We start from the raw sequence: 22,489 nt of genomic DNA on the forward strand, positions 1-22,489 counted from the left end.
GCCAGCCGCCGCGAGAACTCGTGAGAGAATGTGGCGGAACAAAGGCACGGTGCCGCGTGTGCGCACCGGTGCACGGCCGGGTCACCGCGGGCATCCGGTGACTCCCGCGATGACGAAAGGGTTCCCCGCTCATGGTGTACATGTTCTTGAAGACCTACGTGGTGGGCCCCGTGGTCAACCTGGTGTGCCGACCCACCGTGGTGGGTCTGGAGAACGTCCCCGAGCACGGCCCCGCGATCCTCGCGAGCAACCACCTGTCCGTCCCGGACGCCGTCTTCATGCCCGTGGCCGTGCCGCGCCAGGTGTATTTCCTGGCCAAGTCCGAGTACTTCACGACCCCCGGGCTCAAGGGGCGCGTGATCGGCGCGTTCTTCAAAGCCATCAACCAGATCCCCATGGACCGCAGGGGTGGCAAGGCCAGCGCCAAATCGCTCAGTGCCGGTGGCCAGGCACTCGCCGAGGGCAAGCTGATCGGGATCTACCCGGAGGGCACGCGCTCCCCGGACGGTCGGCTCTACAAGGGGAAGATCGGTGTGGCCCGCCTCGCGCTGGAGACCGGGGCCCCCGTGATCCCCGTGGCGATGTTCGGCACGGACAAGATGCAGCCCCTGGGCTCACGGTTCCCGGATCCGCGCCGTGGCAAGGTCACCACGGTCTTCGGTGAGCCCATGGACTTCTCGGACCTGATGTCCCGGCGCGGGGACCACGCGACCATGCGCCGCGTGACGGACGAGATCATGGCCGCGATCCAGAAGATCTCTGGCCAGGAGATGGCGGACGTCTACGCTGCCGATCACAAGCGTGCGCTCGCCGAGGAGAAGACCGCAGCGTTCAAGAACCAGGCCCGCGACGTCGTCGAGGCCACCCGGGACAAGGGACGCGCGGTCACGGACGCCGTGTCCCAGCAGGCGAGCAACCTGGGCGCCAAACTGCAGGGACGTTCACATGACGGAACGGACGAGCGCGGTCCCAAGGAATCCGCCTAGACTGTCCGAATGAGTTCCATAACCCTGCCTGAACAGATCCGAACCGCGTCGTCCCCCTCCCCGAGCGCGGCGAACTATCCCGGCCTGGACGAGTGGCGGGACAAGACGATCGGTCAGCACCCCCAGTGGGCGCAGCACCCCGACTTCGCGAGCAGCATGCAGGAGCTCAACGCCGTCCCGCCCCTCGTGTTCGCGGGGGAGGTCGACCGGCTGCGCGCGCGCCTGGCCCAGGTGGCCAACGGTGATGCGTTCTTCCTGCAGGGCGGCGACTGCGCCGAGACGTTCGCCGGTGCCACGGCGGACAAGATCTCGGCCCGGGTGCGCACGCTGCTGCAGATGGCCGTGGTGCTCACGTACGGCGCGTCCCTTCCCGTGGTGAAGATGGGGCGCATGGCGGGGCAGTTCTCTAAGCCGCGCTCGTCCAACGAGGAGACCCGCGAGGGCGTGACCCTGCCCTCGTTCCGCGGGGAGATGGTCAACGGGTTCGATTTCACCGAGGAGTCCCGCGTCCACGACCCCAAGCGGATGGTGCGCGGCTACCACACGTCCGCGTCCACGCTGAACCTGATCCGCGCGTTCACCCAGGGCGGGTTCGCGGACCTGCGCCGCGTGCACGCCTGGAACATGGGCTTCGCGGCGAACCCGGCGTACGCGCGCTACGAGACCATGGCGCGCGAGATCGACCACGCGGTGAAGTTCATGGCCGCGTGCGGTTCCGATTTCGACGCCCTCAAGACCACGGAGTTCTTCGCGGGTCACGAGGCGCTGCTGCTCGACTACGAGCGTGCACTCACCCGCATCGACTCCCGTACGAACCTGCCGTACGGCACGTCCGCGCACTTCCTGTGGATCGGCGAGCGCACGCGCGAACTCGACGGCGCCCACGTGGACCTGCTCTCCCGGTTGCGCAACCCGATCGGCGTCAAGCTCGGCCCGTCCACCACCGGCGACGACGCCCTGCGGCTCATCGACGCCCTGGACCCCGAGCGCGAGCCGGGTCGCCTGACGTTCATCACCCGCATGGGTGCCAAGAACATCCGCGAGAAGCTGCCCCCGGTGATCAAGGCCGTGGAGGCCTCGGGTGCCAAGCCCGTGTGGGTCACCGACCCCATGCACGGCAACACGGTCTCGCTGCCCTCGGGGTACAAGACCCGCAACTTCGACGACGTCGTGGACGAGGTCCGCGGCTTCTTCGAGGTGCACCGGGCCCTGGGCACGTTCCCGGGCGGCATCCACGTGGAGATGACCGGTGACGACGTCGCCGAGTGCCTCGGTGGCGCGGACCCGGTCAACGAGTCCTCGTTCGCGGAACGCTACGAGACACTGTGCGATCCGCGGTTGAACCACATGCAGTCCCTCGAGATCGCATTCCTGGTCGCGGAGTACCTGTCCCAGCAGAACTGATTCACTGACACACGATGACCCCGGTGCCGCTCGGCACCGGGGTCATCGTTTTCTGACGGGGGGATCGACGGCGCGGGCGACCGGTTCAGGGGTGTCGCAAGTGCATCATCACGTTGCCTCACGTGTCACGGGCTCGGACCGGTCGGATTGTCGGTGTCCTCGTCCGCACCGCACTCACAGCACGGTGAGGATCACCGTGTCCCCATCCTCACGCTGGCGCACGACCCGGTTGAGGTGGGAACCCACGGGTGAGTTGATCTCCACCGTGTAGCCCTGGTCCTCGAGGCTCTGCCGGGCGGAGTCCGCGTCCTGGCCCACCACGTTGGGCGGTGCACCCTGCGGGGTGTCGGCGGCCAGGGTCAGGGCCACGGCCGTGCCCTCGTCCACGCTCGTCCCCGCCGCGGGGGACTGGGCGAGCACGGTGTCCGCGGCCTGCGTGGAGTACTCCCGTGAGATCTCGCCCACGCGCAACCCGGCGCCGGTGATCGCGGCCCGGGCGTCGTCGCTCGCCGAACCGACCACGGTGGGAACGCTCACGCGGGCGGGACCCTCGGAGACCACCAGGTTGACCTGTTCGATACCGCGCACCGTGGTGGAGGCCCCGGGATCCGTGGCGATCACGATGCCCTGCGGGACCTCCGGGCTCGTGGTCGAGCGCACGCCCACATTGGAGATGCCCGCGCTGTTGAGGGCGCGTTCCGCGGTCGCGGTGTCCTGCCCCGCGACGGCGGGGACGGTCGCGGACGCCGTCCCGGGGGCCGAGCCGAGCCACCAGCCCAGGAACCCGGCCACCGAGAGCAGCAGCGCGAAGACCACGGCGCCCACGGCCAGGTGCAGGGCAGGGGGCTGGGGGTTAAGACGGACCCGGGGTGTGTCGGGGGAGCGGTGGGCGGTGGAGCCCACCTGGGTCATGGCGATGGTCCCGGTCGCATCGGGCTCGAAGGTGGGCAGGATCGGCGCACCGGCCTCGGGTCCGCCGGGGCGGCCCATGACATGCGTGTGCTGAGCACCGAGCGGGGTGGTGGCGTTCTCCCCGGTGGGATCTGCAGGCGTGCCGCCGAGCGCCTCCGTGGGGGTCCCACTCAAAGCTTCCGTGGGCGCCGCGCCGAACGCCTCGATGGGTGTCCCGCCGAGGGCCTCCGTGGGTACTCCGCCGAGCGCCTGAGTCGGCACCTCGGCGGCGTCGCCTCCCGCGATGGGAACGGCGGCCGCCCCGGGAAGATCAGCGGCCCCTGCCGCGGCGGACGCTCCCGCAGCGGTGGCCCCCACCCCGGCACCGGGCCCTGCCATACCCGACGAGGCGTGGGACCCGCCTCCCAGGACGACCGTGTCCGTGTCCCGCAACGAGGGCGGGTCGATCTGCTCGGGCAGCGAGCGCCGGATGGCCAGCGCGAGATCCAGCAGCGCCGCGGCGTCGGCGGGTCGTTGGGCGGCGTCGCGGGACGTCGCGCGCAGCACGAACTCGTCGAGCGCGGCGGGGACACCCTGCGCGAGCCCGCCGGGGGCGGGGACGTCCCGGCTCACGTGGGCGGTCGCGACCTGCAGGGCGGTACCGGTGTAGGGGCGTGAGCCCGTGAGCATCTCGTACGCCATGATCCCCACGGCGTAGACGTCGCTGCGCTGGTCCACGGGGCCGTCCCCCACGAGCTCGGGGGCGGCGTAGCCCACCGTGCCCATGACCGTGGTGCTCGTGGTGTGCTCGTCCACGGCGCGGGTCAGCCCGAAGTCGGCGACCTTGACCTGCCCGTCCCGGGTCAGCAGGACGTTCTCGGGTTTCACGTCGCGGTGGACCAGGCCGATCCGGTGCGCCTGGGCGAGCCCGCGCAGAACGGGGATCAGCAGGTCGAGCGTGCGGCGAGCCGTCATGGGTGCTTCGCGGCCCACGACGTCGCGCAGGGTGGGCCCGTCCACGTATTCCAGGACCAGGTAGAGCACGCCATCCGCGGTGTGACCCTGGTCCAGGACGGCCACCACGTTGGGGTGGTGCAGGCGCGCGGCGGACTTGGCCTCGCGCCGTGCCCTGGCCACGAAGGACGGATCGTCCGCGACGTGGGAGTGCATGATCTTCAGGGCCACGGGACGTTCGAGCCGTTCGTCGAGCCCCTCGTAGACCGTGGCCGTACCACCGCGGGCGATCAGGCGGCGGACCTGGTACCGGCCCTCCAGCAGGGATCCCACGCGGTGGTCGTTCATGCTGCTACTGGGCAAATTCTCGTTCCTGTGCGCTCACGGCTTTCACGTACGCCTTGGTGTCGGGGTACATACCGTACGTCTTCACGCCGTGCAGTCCCTGATAGTAGGCGCCGATCCCCGCGGCCCTGTTGGGGGCCTTGGCCTGCAGCTCCCGGATCAGCGCGACCCCCGCGGTGATGTTGTCCTGGGGGTCCAGCAGGTCCAGGTCCCGACCCACCATCGCGGACGCCCACTCACCGGCGGACGGGATCACCTGCATGGTGCCCACGGCGTCCGCGGGGGAGACCACCGCGTGGCGGAACCCGGATTCCTGCGCCGCGTGGGCGAGCGCGAGCGCCGGGTCCACTCCCATGTCCTGCGCGGTCGTGCGCACCATCTCGCGGATCTGGTCCGGTGCGGGCACCTGACGCTGTTGCAATTGGGCGTGGTGCCGGTTGGCGGACTCCACGACCTCGCGGGGGTACGTGCGTCCCGCGAACGTGTTGCCCACGGCCGGTTCGGTCCGTCCGTCGGCGGCCTCGTCACGTCCGGACGCAGTGGCCTCGGACGACGACGCCGCCCGGCCCGGTACCGCGGCCCCGCCCGGGATCGTGAGGCCCTGACCCGGGCGCAGTACCGAGGACGCGGAGACCCCGTTGGCGTCCATGAGCTCGGCCACGCTCACGCCGTAGCGCTGGGCGAGGTCCCACAGGGTGTCCCCGGAGGCCACGGTGTGCCGCTGTGACCCGCCGCGGCCGGAGTCGGCCGGAGCGGCGTCGTCGGCGCGCGATGCCGACGCGGAAGAGGAGGAGGTGGGACCGCGATCCGATCCCGGGATCACGAGGCGCTGGCCGGGGCGGATCATGCCGTGGGCCGGGATCTTGTTCGCGCTCATCAGGTCCTGGACCCGCACCCCGTGGGTGGTGGCCAGGGACCACAGCGAGTCCCCGGGGGACACGGTCACGTGCCCGGAGTGCGCGTGCTGGGCCACATGGACGGTGGGTGCCGGGGCGGCGTGCGCGGAACCCACGGCGCCCAGCGCGGTGAGGGCGGCCAGCGCGGCGGCGGAGCCCTGCGCGGCGCGGCGGGACCATGTGGAACGGGGGGACCGGCGGTCGTGGGGCGGGTCAACCGGCATGTTCGCGTTTCCTACCTCTGGACGGGGGAGCAGGGGAAGATCCGGCGGCGTCCTCGGATTCCGCACGGGTGCCCCCAGATTACCCGACCCCTCGTCACGACCGGTTTCTGTGAGCGGGCCGGTGCGCCGTGGCACAGTAGGGTCCGTGAACTACTCAACCGATCTCTCCGCCCAGGAATTCGCCGAACTCGACTCGCTGGTGGGCGAGTGGACCCACCTGCCCGACATCGCCGAGGCCATGGACATCCAGGTCACCCGGGTGCACCGGCTCCTGGACGACGGCGCCCTGCTCGAGGTGCGCCGGCCCGAGGACCGCGTGCGCGTGGTCCCGGCCGAGTTCATGGACGGTGATCACCCCGTGGATGCCCTCAAGGGGACCGTGGCCGTCCTGCGCGACGCCGCCTACACGGACGCCCAGGCGATCCGGTGGCTGTTCACCGAGGACGAGTCCCTGCCCGGGCGGCCCATCGACGCGCTGCGCCGGGGCCAGAAGACCGAGGTGCGCCGCAGGGCCCAGGCCCTGGGCTGGTGACACCCACCCGCTGAGGCGGCCTACTTTGCGCGGCGCACGGCGGCGTCGGCGAGCGCCTGCAACCCGGCCCGGGCGACGTCGTCCGTGCGCAACCGCGCGAGCTGCGTGTCCGCGGTGCGCACGAGGGACGCGATGAGGTCCTCCGAGCGCGCGTGGGCGCCGCTGTCCCGCATGAGGTCCCGCGCGCGGTGCACCTCCTGCTCGGTGAGTTCCGCGCGGCCGAGCACCGATTCGAGCCACGCGATGTCCTCGGCCGAACTCGATGCCGCGCACAGTGCGATCAGCGCGGTGCGCTTGCCCTCGCGGATGTCGTCCCCGGCGGGCTTGCCCGTGGTCTCCGGGTCGCCGAAGACCCCCAGGACGTCATCGCGCAATTGGAAAGCCTCGCCGACCGGCAGCGCGAACGCGGAGCAGTCCGCGAGGAACGCGCGGTCCGCGCCGGCGAGTGCCGCGCCGATCTCCACGGGGTGCTCTACCGAGTACTTGGCGGACTTGTAGCGCAGCACGGTCATGGCACGCTCGAGTTGTTCCTCGGGGTCGCCCACGGCGGGAGCGACCTCCGCGTGGATGTCCAGGTACTGCCCGGCCATGACCTCGGTGCGCATCGTGGAGAAGATCTCCCGTGCGGTCGCGGCCGGGTCCGCGGCGACGCGCGCGGTGGCGTCGGCGAAGAGTTGTTCCGCGAAGGACAGGCTCATGTCCCCGGTGAGGACGGCCGCGCTGACCCCGAAGTGGGCGGCGTCCGCGGACCACCCGGCGTCTCGGTGCAGGGCCTCGAAAACGCGGTGCACACTGGGCTTGCCGCGGCGCGTGTCCGAGCGGTCCAGGATGTCGTCGTGGATCAGCGCCGCGGTCTGGAAAAGTTCGAGGGACGCCGCGGCGGCCACGGCGACGTCGTCCGCCACGGCCCCGCCAGCCGCGCGCCAGCCCCAGTAGCACAGCCGTGCGCGCAGGCGCTTGCCGCCGCGCGTGAGGTCCTCGATCGCGTCCACGAGCACGGTCGCGTGCGGGGAGATCCCGGTGACCCGTTCGCGTTCCCGCGCGAAGAACTCGGTGATCCGCTCGTCCAGGAGCGCGGAGAAGTCACGGTCCTGTTGCGTCGCGGTGACGGACGCGTCGGAAGGGGTCATGCCAGGGCACCTTTGATCGAGGGGATGCTGTCGGCCGCGCTGCGCGGTACCGCGGGTCGCGGCGGGCGTCACGGGCACGGGCTCCACGACGCCGGGCCGCCCCGCGGGCGCCCGACCAGCCTAACCGGACGCGGCGCCGCGGATGCGTAGCGGTGCCGCCCCGTCGAGCGGCCCGGGGCCGGACAAGTTCGTGGCGCCGTGGCCCGTGTGCGTGTCGGAGCCCCTTCCTAGGCTTACGAAAGACGAACCAGATCCCGCGCGGGTGGCATGTCCGTCATCAACGGGTCTCGATCCGGACGGGTTCCAGGAGTCGATGATTCCCGATGCCGGAGGGTCGTGGAAGGAGGCGCCATGGGAGGGCCGAGTCCGCAGCAACTGGCCGAGTACCGGCGCTGCGCCATCCTGCACGTGGACATGGACATGTTCTACGTGGGCGTGGAACTGCTCAACGCCCCCCAGTACCGCGGCCGCCCCGTGATCGTGGCCGGTTCCGGTCCGCGCTCGGTGGTGCTCTCCGCGTCCTACGAAGCCCGCCAGTACGGCGTGAACTCCGCCATGGCCGTGTCCCAGGCCCGCGCTCGCTGCCCCTCCGCGGTGGTGCTCGAACCGCATCGCGAGGCGTACACCCATTACTCACGGATCGTGATGGACATCTTCCGCTCGGTCACGGACCGCGTGGAGCAGCTGAGCGTGGACGAGGCGTTCGTGGACGTGTCCGGGGCGATCCGGCGCAGCGGACCGCCCGTCGAGATCGCCCGGACCCTGCGGCGCGTGATCCACGAACGCACGGGACTCACCGCCTCCGTGGGGGTCGCGGAGAACAAGACGGTCGCCAAGATCGCCTCCGCGTACTGCAAGCCGGACGGGCTGCTCGTGGTGACGCCCGAGCACACCCTCGCGTTCCTGGCACAGCTGCCGGTGGGCAAGTTGTGGGGGGTGGGCAAGCGCACCTCCGAGATCCTGCAGTCCGCCGGGCTGTCCACGGTCGGGGACATCGCCGCCACGCCGTTGCCCCGGTTGCACGCGCTCGTGGGCACCGCGTCCGGGACACATTTGAAACAATTGGCCACCGGCCACGACCCCCGTCCCGTGACGCCCGCGCGCGAGGAGAAGAGCATCGGGGCCGAACGGACGTTCCAGCGCGACGTCGCCGACAGTACGGCTCTGAAACGTGTGCTGCTGGGCCTGGCCCACGACACCGCGGTCCGGTTGCGCAGGCACGGACTGCGCGCCGGGCGCGTGGGACTCAAGCTGCGCTACGCCGATTTTTCGACCATCACCCGCTCCAGGACGCTGAGTCACCCCGTCACCGCGGCCCACGATCTCTACACCGAAGCGTGCGCGCTACTGGACGGTCTGGGCCCGCGAGCGCAGGCCGTGCGGCTCGTGGGCATCAGGGCGGAGAAGCTCACCGGGGCCGATCACGCGTTCCAGTTGAGCCTGGACGGACGGGAGGAGGAATGGGGTGCCGCGGAGGAAGCCATGGACCGCGTGCACCACCGATTCGGCCCCGGAATTGTGCGCCCAGCCAAACTCATGGAAACGACGATGCCAATCCGTCCCGCACGGGATATTCTGGACGGTACGTGAGGAAGGCAGCCGTACCGCCCCCGCCTCGCTCCCTCAACACCACAGGAGGAATCGTGCCTCTCTCCGAGCACGAACAACAGCTTCTCGCCCAGCTCGAGAAGCAGTTGCACGACGACGACCCCCGCTTCGCGTCGACCATGCACACCGAAGCGGTTCGGGGGCGCGGGTCCATGCGCAACGTCGTGCTGGGGGTCGTGATCGCCGTGGTTGGCCTGGGCGTCCTGCTCGCCGGGGTCGCCCTGCAACTGATCATCGTGGGCGTGTTGGGCTTCATCGTGATGGCCGCCGGCGCCTACGTGGCCACCGTGCGGGGCCGGGCCACCCCTGACAAGGGCGCTGCCAACCCCGGGGGCCCCGGGAACGGACCCTCCGGTGGCGGTCCTTCGGGTCGCGGTCCCTCCGGTCCGCGCAAGTCCTCCACTTTCCTCCAGAACCTCGAGGAGAAGTGGGACAAACGTAATCAGGGTGAGCGCTGAGCCTCCCGACAGGCCGTCCCAGCCGTAAAACTTCCGAGAACTCCCCGGCACTACGCCGGGGAGTTCTTTCATGTCCGGGTCGCGTTGCCGCCCGTAGCGCCCCAGCTCGCGGCGGAAAAGGCGGGGTACGACGGCGCCGGGGACGGCGCCGTCGTGGCGTGCCGTGGAGGGGATGCGCGTTGACGGGGGAGGGCAGTGGAGTAAAGTGGAGCGTGGTAGAGAAGCGAGGGTTGGGCTGGCCCTAATTCGAAGGCGGTGGCTGTGTTTCTCGGAACATACGAACCGCGTTTGGACGACAAGGCCAGGCTGATTCTCCCGGCCAAGTTCCGGGCCGAACTGGCGGACGGACTCGTGCTGACCCGAGGGCAGGAACGCTGCCTGTACGTGTTCAGCGCGCAGGAGTTCGCCAGGGTCCATGAACAGATGCGGGCGGCCCCGTTGTCGTCCAAGCAGGCCAGGGATTACATCCGCGTTTTTCTCTCCGGGGCATCGGACGAGGTCCCGGACAAGCAAGGTCGCATCACCATTCCGGCGTCCCTGCGCTCGTACGCGGGCCTGGACCGGGAACTGGCGGTGATCGGGGCGGGCAGCCGCGCCGAGATCTGGGATGCGGCCTCCTGGCAGCAGTACCTGGCGGAGAAGGAAGCGGCTTTCTCCGCCACGGAGGACGAGGTCATACCCGGGCTGTTCTGATCACCCGAGGACCGCCGCGCGGGACCCCCGCCGGTGCCGTCCCCGGACATGAGATCTCCAGCCGCCCACGTCACCGTCCTGACTCGACTTCCCCCGAGTCAGGCCGGATTCGAGGGGCGAGCGGCGGATGGGGATCTGGTGTCCGGGCGCACCGTAGGATGCCCCCGGAGGACATCGGTGCCGTGCGCACCGAGACCTGCGACCCGTAGTACCCGCACGATCCGCAACAGACCAGGAGCCCGGCATGGACCACGCCCCCGCCGAGCAACGACACATCCCCGTGATGCTGGAGCGCTGTCTGGACCTGCTCGCGCCGGCGCTGGGCACCGAACACCCCGTGGTCGTGGACGCGACCCTGGGCATGGGCGGGCACACCCACGCCATGCTCGAACGCTTCCCGGGGTTGCGCGTGGTCGGGATCGACCGGGACCCCCAGGCCCTCGACCTCGCCGGGGAACGCCTTGCGCACTTCGGGGAGCGGTTCACGGGCATCCACACCACGTACGACCACATCGATCAGGCCGCCGCAACCGCCGGCGTGGACCGGGTGGACGGCATCCTGTTCGATCTCGGGGTGTCCTCTCTGCAGCTGGACGAACGCGAGCGCGGCTTCGCGTACTCGTTCGACGCCCCCCTGGACATGCGCATGAACTCCCGGGCGGAACTGTCCGCGTACACCGTGGTCAACGAGTACTCGGAGGCCCAGCTCAAGGACATCATCTACCGCTGGGGCGAAGACCGCTTCGCGCCGCGGATCGCGCGCGCCATCGTCGCTGCCCGTACCGAGGCCCCGCTGCGCACGACCGCCCAGCTCGTGGACGTGGTCCGCTCTGCGGTCCCCGCCGCGGCCCAGCACAAGAAGGGCCACCCGGCCAAGCAGACCTTCCAGGCATTGCGGATCGAGGTCAACGAGGAACTCGACGTCCTGGAGCGTGCCGTGCCCGCCGCCGTGGAAACTGTCAGGGTGGGAGGGCGGGTCCTCGCCATGAGTTACCACTCCCTGGAGGACAGAATTGTCAAGCAGGAGTTCACTCGCGGTGCACGTTCCACGGCCCCCAGAGGTTTTCCCGTGGAACTGCCGGAACACCAGCCCACGTTGAAGGTTCTCACCCGCGGGGCGGAACGCGCCGGCGAGCAGGAGGTCCGGGACAACCCCCGGGCCGCCTCGGCCAGGTTGCGTGCCGTCGAGCGGCTCCGAGAGACCACGAGACCAGGGAGTGAGCGATGAGCAGTGCGACGTCGGCCTCGCACCCGTCGTCGGGTGACCCCTCGGGCCGGGGGGCGGACGGGCGTAGGCCGCTCTCCGTGGTGCCGCGCCGCGCGGCCCGCCGCAGCCGGGTCTCCACCGTGGTCATGTGCACCCTCGCCCTGGCCGCAGCTCTCGTGGGCATCCTGTTGCTCAACATCCAGATCACCCAGGGGCAGTACCAGTTGACCGAGCTCACCGGTCAGCAGCGCGCTCTCTCCCAGGAGAACGAGGCGCTCACGCAGGATATCGAGGCCAATTCCGCGCCGCAGAACCTGGCCGCCCGCGCCAACGACCTGGGCATGGTCCCGGCCAAGGACGTGGGGAGCATCCAGCTCGGCACGGGTGACGTCACGGCCCCGAGCGCCCCCGCGGAGAAGACGGACGCGCAGAACATCCTCGTGCCGCCCGCGCAGATGAAGGGTTCCGACGCCGCGGAGGCGAACCGGATCGCCGCCGAGGAACGCGCGGAGAAGCGCGCCAAGGAAGAAGCGGACAAGAAGACCGCCCAGCGTAAAGCGGCCCAGAAGGCCGACGAATCCCGGGATCTCAACGGGGGCTCCATCCCCGCGCCGTCGCAGCGCGCGCCTGGCCAGTGAACGCGCCGGTCCGCGCCGCGGACCGGGAGTAGAACCCGTCGGAGGTGGCCCCACCACGCTGAAGTCCAGGAATCGAGGAAGACCGTGTCAGCATCGTCAGCGCGCAAGAACCGACTGTTCCGGCCCTATTCGCGCATGCACGTGGGCATCGCCTTCCTGCTGGTCCTGTTGCTTCTCGTGGTGGGCCGCCTGTTCTGGGTCCAGGGGCTGGACCCCGGGGGCCGGGCCGAGGCCGCGGCCGCCCAGCGCACGCTCGTGGAGTCCATCCCCGCGGTGCGCGGGGAGATCACCGACAGCCGTGGCACGGTGCTGGCCCGCACACTGCAGCGCTACGACATCACCGTGGACCAGAGCGCCGTCGCCGCCGTGACCGTGCCCCACAAGGACGGTTCCACCGAGACCGTGACCCCCACGCAGGCCGTGTACAAGATCGCGGACGCCCTGGGCATGAAGGACACGGACGTGAAGGCCGCGCTGGACGGGGACAAGAGCTTCAACTACGTAGCGCGGGGCGTGACCCCCGAGCAGTACAACGCCCTGCGGGAGTTGAACCTGCCGTACATCTACGGCCAGCCCACGTTCCAGCGCAGCTATCCGGACGGTTCCCTGGGCGGTTCCGTGGTCGGGTTCCTGGGCGGGGACAACCAGGCCCTCGGCGGGATCGAACAGACCCAGGACTCCCTGTTGCGCGGCACCGACGGCGAGCGCCGCTTCGAGATCTCCGGCGACGGCGTGCGCATCCCCGTGGCCCCGCAGGAACAGAAGGCCGCCGAGAACGGTTCGAACGTCAAGCTCTCGCTCGACAGCGACGTCCAGTTCTTCGCGGAGCAGGCCGTGCGCGAACGCGCCAAGCAGCTCAAGGCGGAATGGGGCACGGCCGTGGTCATGGACGTCAAGACCGGTAAGGTCCTGGCGCTCGCGGACACGTCCTCGGTGGACCCCAACGTCCCGGGCAAGGCCGACGCCGCCGACCTCGGTTCGCGCGCCGTGACCCAGGCCGTGGAGCCCGGTTCCACGGAGAAGATCGCCACGGTGGCCGGTGCCCTGGACCGGGGGATCGTCTCTCCCACCACGGAGATCACCGTGCCCCCGTACCTGCAGATCGGTTCCGAGAAGATCACCGACGCGTTCGACCATGGCACCCAGAACCGCACGGCCGCGGGCATCATCGCGGACTCCATGAACACGGGGACCGTGATCATGGGCTCCAAGATGGACAAGCAGGCCCGCCACGACAACCTCGCGAACTTCGGGGTGGGTTCCGCCACGGGCATCGAACTGCCGGGGGAGTCCACGGGCATCCTGGCGCCCGCGGATCAGTGGGACCCGCGTCAGGAGTACACGGTGTTGTTCGGTCAGGGCGTGTCCCAGACCCCGTTGCGCACGGCGTCGATCTTCCAGGCGGTCGCGAACAAGGGCCGCCAGATCGAACCGCGCCTCGTGGACTCCGTGACCGCGCCGGACGGGACGGTCACGACCCCCGAACGTCCCGAACCCAAACAGGTGCTCTCCGAGTCCGCCGCGCAGCAGACGCTGGACATCATGGAGAACGTGGTCACGCAGGGTGGAGCGAAGGAAGCGGCCGTGCCGGGATACCGCGTGGGTGGTAAGACGGGTACGGCCGAGGCGCCGAGCGAGAGCGGCGGCTACGAGGGCTACACGACGTCCTTCGTGGGCGTGGCCCCCATGGAGGACCCCCAGTACCTCGTGGCGGTGACCATGCAGCGCCCCCAGGGGGACGTGCACACCCTGGGTGTCACGAGCACGTTCTCCACGATCATGTCCCAGGTGCTGCACCACTTCAACGTGGCGCCCTCCACCACCACGGGGCCCAAGTTGGACATGCAGGTGCCGCAGAACGTGGACCGGGGCGTGACGCCCACGAACGCGCTGGAGCAAACGTGGCCGCAGCCGGGCAGGGACGAGTCCCAGGACTAAACTTCCCACACAGAAGCACATGGCAGACGCGACGACCGGTGGAGCACCGGCCCGGGTGAGCGGGGTACGTTCACAGACAGGTTCGAAGAGGATTTCTATGGTGGCATCTGCCCAAGAGGGGACCGACGCGCAGAGTCTGCGTCCGTCCCGACCCGTGGCCCACTCGCTCGAGGAGCTCGCGCGGCTCACGGGCGCGCGGGTGGTCCCCGCCCCCACGGGGACCACCGCTCCCGTCACGGGAGTGGTCCTGAACTCGCGGGAGGTGCAGCCGGGTGACCTCTACGCCGCGCTGCCCGGGGCCAAGGTCCACGGTGCGCGATTCGCCGCCGACGCCGCCGCGGCCGGTGCCGTGGCGATCCTCACCGACCCGGCCGGCGAGCGGGCCGCGGCCGAGGCGGGCGTGACCCTGCCGGTGCTCGTGAGCCCCGAACCCCGCTCATGGGTGGGTCCGGTGGCCCGCGCGGTCTACGACTCCCAACCGGCGGACGGCACCGGCCAGGAGCTCTTCGCGGTGACCGGCACCAACGGCAAGACCACCACGACCTACTTCATCACCTCGATCCTGCGCGCCCTGGGGCACACGACCGGGTTGATCGGCACCATCGAGATCCTCGCGGGGGACACCCCCATCCCGTCCCGCATGACCACGCCCGAGGCCCCGCACGTGCACTCCCTGCTGGCCCTGACCCGTGAACGCGGGATCACCGCCACCGCCATGGAGGTTTCGTCCCACGCCCTCGAGTTCCACCGCGTGGACGGCGTGCACTACGACGTCGCCGGGTTCACGAACCTCACCCAGGACCACCTGGACCTGCACGGGTCCATGGCGGAGTACTTCGAGGCCAAGGCGCAGTTGTTCACGCGCGAGCGCACGCGCCGCGGCGTCGTCGTCCTCGGGGACGGGGACCCGTGGAGCGCCGCGATGGCGCAGCGGGCGCGCGAGAACCTGGGCGCGGAGAACGTCACGACCGTCGCACTGCGCGGCACGGAGGCGGCCCGCGCGGAAGCCACCGGCCCCGAGGTAAACGATGCGGAGGGCACCGCGCCCGTCGGGACCGCCACGGTGGACGCCGCCGACTGGACGCTGCGCTCGCTGACCCGCCGCGGCATTGGCCACGCGTTCACGCTGCAGCACACGGACGGGCGCGCGCTGGACGTGCACACGGGACTGCCCGGTGAGTTCAACGTGGCCAACGCGGCGCTCGCCGTGCTCATGGTCCTGGACTCCGGCGTGGCCCCGGAAACCCTGCAATGCGTTCTGGACGAGCACGACCCTTTGAGCGCGGGCGTGCCCGGGCGCATGGAGCTCGTGGGCACGCGGCCCACTTCCCTCGTGGACTTCGCGCACAACCCGGACGCGCTCGCGCGCTCGCTGCGCGCCGTGACCCCCGAGGACGGACGCGGTCGGGTGATCGTGGTCTTCGGGGCCACGGGGGAGCGTGACACCACCAAGCGCCCGATCATGGGCCGGGTCGCGGCGGAGGAGGCGGACGTCGTGATCATCACGGACGACGATCCCCACGGTGAGGAACCCGCGCCCATCCGCGAGCAGGTCGCGCAGGGCGCGCGCGAGGCCGTGGCGAACGGTGCGCGCGCCACGGACGTGCTGGTCATCGAACCGCGCGCGACCGCGATCCGCACCGCGGTGCGCATGGCCCACCCGGACGACGCCATCATCGTGGCGGGCCGCGGTCACGAGACCGCCATGGATTTCAACGGCGTGGTCGTGCCCCTGGACGACCGCGAAGAGCTGCGGGACGCCCTGGCGGCGTTGCACGCGGACACGAAGGAGCAGCAATGATTGCCATGACCGCCGCGCAGCTCGCGCGGGCCGTGAACGGTGAGCTCGCGGGGGTCCCGGACCCCGGGTCGGTGACCGTCACCTCGGTCACGACCGATTCCCGGGAGGTCACCGCCGGCGCGTTGTTCGTCGCCAAGCCGGGTGAGACCACGGACGGGCACCGCTTCGTGCCCGTCGCAGCCGAATCCGGCGCGGTGCTGCACCTGACCGAGCGGCCCGTCACCGACGACTCCGGGGCCCCGTACCCGTGCGTCGTCGTCCCGGACGTCGTCCTCGCGATGGGCGCGCTCGCGAGCCACGTGCTCGAGCAACTGCGTGCGGCGCACCCGGTCACCGTGGTGGCCGTGACGGGTTCGGTGGGCAAGACCACCACCAAGGACCTGCTGCACGGGATCTTCTCGGCGCAGGGCCCCACGGTCGCGCCGCGCAACTCGTACAACGGCGAGGTGGGCGTGCCGCTCACGGTGTTCACGGCCACCGAGGACACCGAGTACTTCGTGATCGAGATGGGCGCCACGCACATCGGCAACATCCGCTACCTGTGCGACACCGTCCGCCCGGACGTGGGCGCCGTGCTGTGCGTGGGCTACGCCCACGCGGGTGAGTTCGGCGGCGTCGAGAACATCGCGCGCGCCAAGGGCGAGATGGTCGAGGGCCTGGCCGCGCACGGCACCGCGGTGCTCAACGACGACGACGCCCGCGTGCGTCCCATGCGCGAGCGCACCGACGCGCGCATCATCTCCTTCGGTCAGGGACCGGACGCCCATGACCCGGGCCACGAGGACCCGCGCGTGTGGGCCGAGGACGTCACGGTGGGCACGGACGGGTGCCCGGCCTTCACCCTGCACTTCCCGGACGGCTCCGCCCACCCGGTGCACTCGCAACTGATCGGCGCGCACCACGTGACCAACCTGCTCGCCGCGGCCGCCGTGGCCTACGGCGCCGGGGTGCCCCCGCGGGAGATCGCCGAGGGCCTGACGGGCCGCGGCCCCCGCTCGCGGTGGCGCATGGAACGCACGGAACGCCCGGACGGCGTGACCGTGATCAACGACGCCTACAACGCCAACCCGCAGTCCATGCGGGCCGCCCTGCAGACCCTCGCCCAACTGGGGCGCGGGGACGACGAGCACCCCGCGCGTCGCACGATCGCCGTGCTGGGCGGGATGTTCGAACTGGGCGACGAGTCCATCACCGCCCACGCGGACCTCGGGCAGTTGCTCGTGCGGCTCAACGTCTCGCACGTCGTGGCCGTGGGGGAGGTGGCCCGGCCGGTCTACACCGCCGCGACCCTCGAGGGGTCGTGGGGCGAGGAAGCGGCGTGGGTCCCGGACACGGAACACGCCGAGCAGTACCTGCGCAACACACTGCGACCGGGGGACATCGTGCTGTTCAAGGCGTCCAACGCCGCGGGGTTGCAGCACCTGGGGGACCGGGTGGCCCAGGCCACCACCGAGACGAACCACCAGGAGGGTTGAGCCCATGATCCAATTGCTCGTGGCAGCGGGGCTCGGTCTCGTGTTCTCCATCTTCGGCACGCCCGCCCTGATCCGGGTGCTCGCCCGGCGCGGGTACGGCCAGTACATCCGCGACGACGGACCCACGTCCCACCAGACCAAACGCGGCACCCCCACCATGGGCGGTGTGGCCATCCTGCTCTCCGTCGTGGCCGCCTACCTGGTGACCCACCTGATCAGCGTGCTCGCGTGGCCGGAGAACGGCGGGATCACCCTGTCCGGCGTGCTCGCCCTGGCCCTGATGCTCGGCATGGGACTCGTGGGTTTCCTGGACGACTTCAAGAAGATCTCCAAGAAACAGAACCTGGGGCTGACCGCGGCCGGGAAGATGGCCCTGCAGGGGGCCATCGGCATCGCGTTCGCCCTGCTCGTGCTGTTCTTCCCGGACGAGGCGGGCAACACCCCGGCCTCCACGGCGATCTCCTGGACCCGGGACACCGGCGTGGACCTCGCGTTCGCCGGGCCGATCGTGGGTGCCATCCTGTTCGTGATCTGGGTGAACCTGATCGCCACGGGCACCACCAACGCCGTGAACCTCACGGACGGTCTGGACGGGCTCGCCACGGGCGCGTCCATCCTGGTGTTCAGCGGGTACATGCTCATCACCCTGTGGCAGGCCGGTCACCTGTGCGAGAACGTGGCCCAGGCGGCGTGCTACGAGGTGCGGGATCCCATGGACCTCTCGATCGTGGCCGCGGCCCTGGTGGGCGCGCTCATCGGGTTCCTGTGGTGGAACACGTCCCCGGCCAAGATCTTCATGGGGGACACCGGTTCGCTCGGTCTGGGCGGCGCGCTCGCGGCGTTCTCGGTGCTCTCGCGCACCGAACTGCTGCTGATCCTGATCGCCGGGCTGTTCGTGATCATCACCCTGTCCGTGATCCTGCAGGTGGGCTACTTCAAGCTCTCCCACGGCAAGCGGATCTTCAAGATGGCCCCGCTGCAACACCACTTCGAGCTCAAGGGCTGGCAGGAGGTCACGATCGTGGTCCGGTTCTGGATCATCGCCGGTCTGTTCGTGGCCGCCGCGCTCGGTGTGTTCTACGGTGACTGGTTGCTGCACAACGGCGGCGCGTTCCCCGGCGCGGAAGCGCTGCACTGACCGCCCGGCGCGCACCCTCCGTTCTCGAGGGGGATGCGCGCCGGGCACCCACGAGACCACCCACGACCGACACGAGGATGAGGCAGAGACCGGACATGATGCACGCGAGCAACGACAACCCCGTCCTGGACGATCCCCCCCTCGCGGAGCTGACCAGCTGGGACGCCCCCTGGTCGGGACTGCGCGCGGTGGTGGCCGGGATCGGGGTCTCGGGTTTCGCAGCGGCGGACACCCTGATCGAACTCGGTGCGCTCGTCACGGTCCTGGACTCGCGGGACACCGAACGCAACCGCCAGAGCGCGGACACGTTGAAGATCGTGGGCGCGAGCGACGTCGTCCTCGGGCCGGACGCCATGACGGACGTCCCGGACGTTGCCGGGGCCCGGCCCGACGTCGTGATCACGTCCCCGGGCTTCCCGCCCACCCACCCGCTGCTCGCCGCGGCGCGCGAGGAGGGCATCCAGATCTGGGGTGACGTGGAGCTCGCGTGGCGCGTGAACCGCCGCGCGGGGCGCAAGACCCCCGAGTGGGTGTGCATCACGGGCACCAACGGGAAGACGACGACCGTGGGGATGACCGCCTCCATCCTGCAGGCCGCCGGGCTCAAGGCCGTGGCCGTGGGCAACGTGGGCACGCCCATCCTGGACGCCCTGCGTGATCCCGTGGAGTACGACGTCCTGGCCGTGGAGCTGTCCAGCTTCCAGCTGCACTGGACGTACTCCGTGTCCCCGCTGGCGTCCGTGGTGCTCAACGTGGCCCAGGACCACGTGGACTGGCACGGCAGTTTCGAGAACTACCGCGCGGACAAGTCCCGCGTGTACGAGAACACGCGGGTCGCGTGCGTGTACAACGCCGAACAGGACGGCGCCGAGCAGCTCGTGGAGGACGCGGACGTGATCGAGGGCTGCCGCGCGGTGGGCTTCACCACGCAGACCCCGGGGTTGTCCATGGTGGGCGTGGTGGACGACCTGCTCGTGGACCGCGCGTTCGTCGCGGACCGCGCCACGACCGCCGCGGAGATCGGTTCGATCGCGGACACCGGCTCCATCCCCACGCGCCACATCGTGGCCAACGCGCTCGCCGCCGCGGCGCTCGCGCGCGCCGCCGGGGTGAGCCCCGAGGCCGTGCGGGACGGGCTGCGCGCCCACCGCCCCGGCGAGCACCGGATCCAGCTCGTGGCCGAATCGGACGGGGTGCGCTGGATCAACGACTCCAAGGCCACCAACCCGCACGCCGCGCAGGCGTCCCTGTCTGCGTTCGACTCCGTGGTGTGGATCGCGGGCGGACTGTCCAAGGGCGTCACGTACGACTCCCTCGTGGAGCGCAACGCGGACCGGCTGCGCGCGGTCGTCGTGATCGGCACCGACGACGCCGCTCTGCTGGACGCGCTCTCGCGCCTCGCCCCGAGCGTCCCCGTCCTCGCGGCGACCCCGGGCCTGGACAGCACCACCGATTGGCCCGGATCCGCGGGGCCGGAGGATTCGGGGATCGACCCGAGCGACGGGCACGCCGTGATGCGCCGGGCCGTGCGACTGGCCCGCGAGCACGCCGAACCCAAGGACACCGTGCTGATGGCACCGGCGGCCGCGTCCATGGACCAGTTCGCCGACTACGCGGACCGGGGCAACGCGTTCATGCACGGCGTGCACGAGGAATTGGGGTTCTGATGGCCACCCGCACACCCACACGCCCCCGGGACACCGACTCCGAGGAGACCGGGACCCGTTCCGCCGCGCTGAGCACCAGGATGCGCCGCTGGTGGCACCAGCTCACCGACGGCCCGCTGTTCCACTCCTACTACGCCCTGGCCGGGTGCGTGGTGCTGCTCACCGGCATCGGCGTGATGATGGTGCTCTCCGCGTCCGCGGTGGAATCGATCTCCGACAGTCGCTCGGCGTACGCCCTGTTCGCGCGCCAGGCGCTGTTCGGGGTCGTGGGGTTGATCGCGATGTTCGCGCTGTCGATGGTGCCACCCCACTTCTACACGCGGATCGCGTGGGTGCTATGGGGTCTCAGCGTGCTCGTGTCCCTGCTCGTGTTCACACCCCTGGGGCGGGAGGTCAACGGCAACCGCAACTGGCTCGTGCTGGGCGGTCAGTCGTTCCAGCCCTCGGAGTTCGCCAAGCTCGCGCTGTGTATCTGGCTCGCGGCGATGTTCGCGCGCCAGGGAGATGCGGTCGCGCAGCACTGGAAGCCGGCCCTGTGGCCCTCCGTCGTGGGATTCCTGGTCCCCACCCTCCTCACGCTGGCCGGCGGGGACGCCGGTACGGCCATCGTGTTCTGCCTCATCTACGCCGCGGCACTGTGGTTCGCGCGCGCACCCCTGAAGATCTTCCTCGTGGGCGCGGCCGGCCTCGTCCTGGGCGGGTTGTTCCTCGTGATCACTGCGCCGCACCGTCTGGACCGGATCACCGGGTGGCTGTTCGGGGAGTGCGGCGCCACGGACGCGTGCTGGCAGGCACAGCAAGGACTCAACGCCCTGGCCACCGGCGGCTGGTGGGGCGTGGGGCTCGGCCAGTCCCGGCTCAAATACAACTACGTGCCCGAGGCCCACAACGATTACATCTTCTCGATCATCGGCGAGGAACTCGGCCTCGTGGGTACCGTGATCATCCTGGCGCTGTTCATCGTGATGGTCGTGGCCATGGCCCGGATCCTGTTGCGCACCCGCAGCACGTTCGTGCGGATCACCACCGCGTGCGTGGCCACGTGGCTCGTGGGCCAGGCCTTCGTGAACCTGGGCATGGTCACCGGCCTGCTCCCGGTGATCGGTATCCCGCTGCCCTTCATCAGCTACGGTGGATCCGCGCTGCTGATGACCATGGCGGCCGTGGGCGTGGTCATGTCCTTCGCCCGGGTCCCGCGCTCGGTGCGTGTGGGTCCCGGACGGTCCGGGGCGGCATCGGGCACCCAGATCCTGGACGACCAGGAGGCCTACGAGCGCGGGCTGGCCACGCAACCGGAACGCCCCCGGACGTCGTGGGCGCAGCGCGTGACCCAGCGGTTCGGAAAGGGACGAGAATGACAACCACGCACGACATCGACCACCAGCAAAAGCGGGCCGGATCCGCCCGCGTGGTGCTCGCCGGTGGCGGCACCGCGGGGCACATCAGCCCCCTGCTGGCCATCGCCGACGCCGTGCAGCAGTTGCGCGCGGACGCCACGGTGTGCGCCGTGGGCACTGCCTCCGGCATGGAGACGCGGCTCGTCCCGCAGGCCGGTGTACCCCTCGAACTGATCGACCGCGTGCCCCTGCCCCGCAAGCCGTCCCTGGACCTCGCGCGCCTGCCGCGTCGGCTGTCCGCCGCGGTGCGCCAGGCCGGCCGGATCTTGGACGCGCAACAGGCCACGGTGGTCGTGGGCGTGGGCGGGTACGTGTGCACGCCCGTGTACCTCGCGGCCGCGAGGCGTCGGATCCCCGTGGTGATCCACGAGGCCAACGCCAAGCCCGGGATGGCGAACCGGGTGGGCGCCCGGTTCGCGTCCGTCGTGGCGACCGCCTTCCCGGACACCCCGCTGCGTGGTGCGCGCACCGTGGGCATGCCCATGCGGCGTGAGATCGCCACGCTGGACCGGACCGCGGAACGCGCGCAGGCCCGCGCGGCGCTTGGGCTGGACCCGGACCTGCCCACCGTGGTGGTCACGGGTGGTTCCTCCGGTGCCCAGTCCCTGAACCGGACCGTGGCCGCGATTGCGGGGGAGGTCGCGCGGCACGGGTACCAGCTGCTGCACGTGACGGGGCGCGCCAAGGAAGTGCGCACCCCGGACGGCGAGCTGCTGCGCGCGCCGAACTACGTCCAGACCGAGTACGTGGACGGGATGGAGAAGGTCTACGCGGCCGCGGACCTGCTCGTGGCCCGCGCAGGCGCGGCCACGGTGTGCGAGGTCGCCGCCGTGGGTCTGCCCGCCGTTTTCGTGCCCCTGCCCATCGGTAACGGTGAGCAGGCACTCAATGCCCGCTCCATCGTAGCCGCGGGTGGTGCCGAGATCGTGCGGGACGCCGAGTTCACCGCCGCGTTCTACCGCGAGACCGTGGTCCCGCTCGTGACCGACGCTCCCCGGCTCGATCGCATGGCCCAGGCCTCTGCCGCCCACGGTGTCCGCGACGCCGCGCAGGTGATGGCCCGGCTCACCCTCGACCACGCCCGCCGCTGAAAACCTTCCCCCCCCC

General features: G+C 70.6%; 18 protein-coding genes. 15 read left to right on the forward strand and 3 right to left on the reverse strand.

All coding sequences use genetic code 11. The features are described from left to right. Nucleotides 1–140: 140 nt before the first annotated feature. Complete coding sequence (locus tag AS25_RS02870) at nt 141–986, forward strand: lysophospholipid acyltransferase family protein (protein WP_367379150.1); 846 nt, start codon at nt 141–143, stop codon at nt 984–986. A gap of 9 nt (nt 987–995) precedes the next feature. Next, the gene (locus AS25_RS02875; protein WP_035961187.1) at nt 996–2,390 is read left to right on the forward strand and encodes a class II 3-deoxy-7-phosphoheptulonate synthase; all 1,395 of its coding nucleotides are present in this window, start codon (nt 996–998) and stop codon (nt 2,388–2,390) included. A 174-nt stretch (nt 2,391–2,564) separates the two neighbouring features. Here the strand turns inward: AS25_RS02875 and AS25_RS02880 are convergent, their stop codons facing one another. Both AS25_RS02880 and AS25_RS02885 read right to left on the reverse strand, forming a co-directional pair. Next, on the reverse strand, nt 2,565–4,583 hold the full coding sequence (locus AS25_RS02880) for a protein kinase domain-containing protein (protein WP_035961190.1): 2,019 nt from the start codon (nt 4,581–4,583) through the stop codon (nt 2,565–2,567). 4 nt (nt 4,584–4,587) lie between these two features. Next, nucleotides 4,588–5,700, reverse strand: a complete 1,113-nt coding sequence (locus AS25_RS02885) for a LysM peptidoglycan-binding domain-containing protein (protein ID WP_035961195.1) — start codon at nt 5,698–5,700, stop codon at nt 4,588–4,590. Nucleotides 5,701–5,845: 145 nt separating this feature from the next. Here AS25_RS02885 and AS25_RS02890 point away from each other — a divergent pair, with 145 nt between their 5' ends. Next, nucleotides 5,846–6,232, forward strand: a complete 387-nt coding sequence (locus tag AS25_RS02890; RefSeq protein WP_035961198.1) for an Rv2175c family DNA-binding protein — start codon at nt 5,846–5,848, stop codon at nt 6,230–6,232. Nucleotides 6,233–6,252: 20 nt separating this feature from the next. On the opposite strand, the gene AS25_RS02895 is transcribed toward AS25_RS02890, so the two are convergent. Continuing rightward, nucleotides 6,253–7,362 (reverse strand): polyprenyl synthetase family protein, encoded by a 1,110-nt coding sequence (locus AS25_RS02895; RefSeq protein WP_035961201.1) that lies wholly within the window; start codon nt 7,360–7,362, stop codon nt 6,253–6,255. A gap of 351 nt (nt 7,363–7,713) precedes the next feature. Here AS25_RS02895 and dinB point away from each other — a divergent pair, with 351 nt between their 5' ends. From dinB to murG, 12 genes are all read left to right on the forward strand, one after another. Continuing rightward, entirely contained in the window at nt 7,714–8,952 is a 1,239-nt protein-coding gene (gene dinB, locus AS25_RS02900) for a DNA polymerase IV (RefSeq protein WP_035961203.1), read from the forward strand. Between the two features lie 53 nt (nt 8,953–9,005). Then, complete coding sequence (locus AS25_RS02905) at nt 9,006–9,428, forward strand: SCO2097 family morphological protein (protein ID WP_035961207.1); 423 nt, start codon at nt 9,006–9,008, stop codon at nt 9,426–9,428. Between the two features lie 261 nt (nt 9,429–9,689). Further along, nucleotides 9,690–10,121: a division/cell wall cluster transcriptional repressor MraZ gene (mraZ, locus tag AS25_RS02910; RefSeq protein ID WP_035961210.1), complete on the forward strand. Its 432-nt coding sequence runs from the start codon at nt 9,690–9,692 to the stop codon at nt 10,119–10,121. Between the two features lie 244 nt (nt 10,122–10,365). Continuing rightward, a complete protein-coding gene (gene rsmH, locus AS25_RS02915; protein ID WP_035961217.1) occupies nt 10,366–11,349 on the forward strand; it encodes a 16S rRNA (cytosine(1402)-N(4))-methyltransferase RsmH in 984 nt (327 codons plus the stop codon). Then, a complete protein-coding gene (gene ftsL, locus AS25_RS02920) occupies nt 11,346–11,966 on the forward strand; it encodes a cell division protein FtsL (RefSeq protein WP_035961224.1) in 621 nt (206 codons plus the stop codon). The genes rsmH and ftsL overlap by 4 nt, the downstream gene beginning before the upstream one ends. Before the next feature lie 135 nt (nt 11,967–12,101). Then, nucleotides 12,102–13,904, forward strand: coding sequence for a peptidoglycan D,D-transpeptidase FtsI family protein (locus AS25_RS02925; RefSeq protein WP_052160654.1), 1,803 nt, complete (start codon nt 12,102–12,104; stop codon nt 13,902–13,904). A 97-nt stretch (nt 13,905–14,001) separates the two neighbouring features. Further along, nucleotides 14,002–15,705, forward strand: coding sequence for a UDP-N-acetylmuramoyl-L-alanyl-D-glutamate--2,6-diaminopimelate ligase (locus tag AS25_RS02930; RefSeq protein ID WP_035961230.1), 1,704 nt, complete (start codon nt 14,002–14,004; stop codon nt 15,703–15,705). After that, nucleotides 15,702–17,180: a UDP-N-acetylmuramoyl-tripeptide--D-alanyl-D-alanine ligase gene (locus AS25_RS02935; RefSeq protein WP_035961232.1), complete on the forward strand. Its 1,479-nt coding sequence runs from the start codon at nt 15,702–15,704 to the stop codon at nt 17,178–17,180. Before AS25_RS02930 ends, AS25_RS02935 begins: the two co-directional genes overlap by 4 nt. Before the next feature lie 4 nt (nt 17,181–17,184). Further along, on the forward strand, nt 17,185–18,318 hold the full coding sequence (mraY, locus tag AS25_RS02940) for a phospho-N-acetylmuramoyl-pentapeptide-transferase (protein WP_035961234.1): 1,134 nt from the start codon (nt 17,185–17,187) through the stop codon (nt 18,316–18,318). Between the two features lie 95 nt (nt 18,319–18,413). Continuing rightward, nucleotides 18,414–19,985, forward strand: coding sequence for a UDP-N-acetylmuramoyl-L-alanine--D-glutamate ligase (gene murD, locus AS25_RS02945; protein WP_035961235.1), 1,572 nt, complete (start codon nt 18,414–18,416; stop codon nt 19,983–19,985). Beyond that, nucleotides 19,985–21,343, forward strand: a complete 1,359-nt coding sequence (ftsW, locus tag AS25_RS02950; RefSeq protein WP_035961236.1) for a putative lipid II flippase FtsW — start codon at nt 19,985–19,987, stop codon at nt 21,341–21,343. Before murD ends, ftsW begins: the two co-directional genes overlap by 1 nt. Then, nucleotides 21,340–22,473 carry an undecaprenyldiphospho-muramoylpentapeptide beta-N-acetylglucosaminyltransferase gene (murG, locus tag AS25_RS02955; protein WP_052160655.1) on the forward strand — a complete coding sequence of 378 codons (1,134 nt, stop codon included), beginning with the start codon at nt 21,340–21,342 and terminating at the stop codon, nt 22,471–22,473. The genes ftsW and murG overlap by 4 nt, the downstream gene beginning before the upstream one ends. The last annotated feature ends 16 nt before the right edge of the window (nt 22,474–22,489 follow it).

It is taken from the genome of Kocuria marina, from assembly GCF_000786655.1.
Lineage (GTDB): Bacteria > Actinomycetota > Actinomycetes > Actinomycetales > Micrococcaceae > Kocuria > Kocuria marina_A.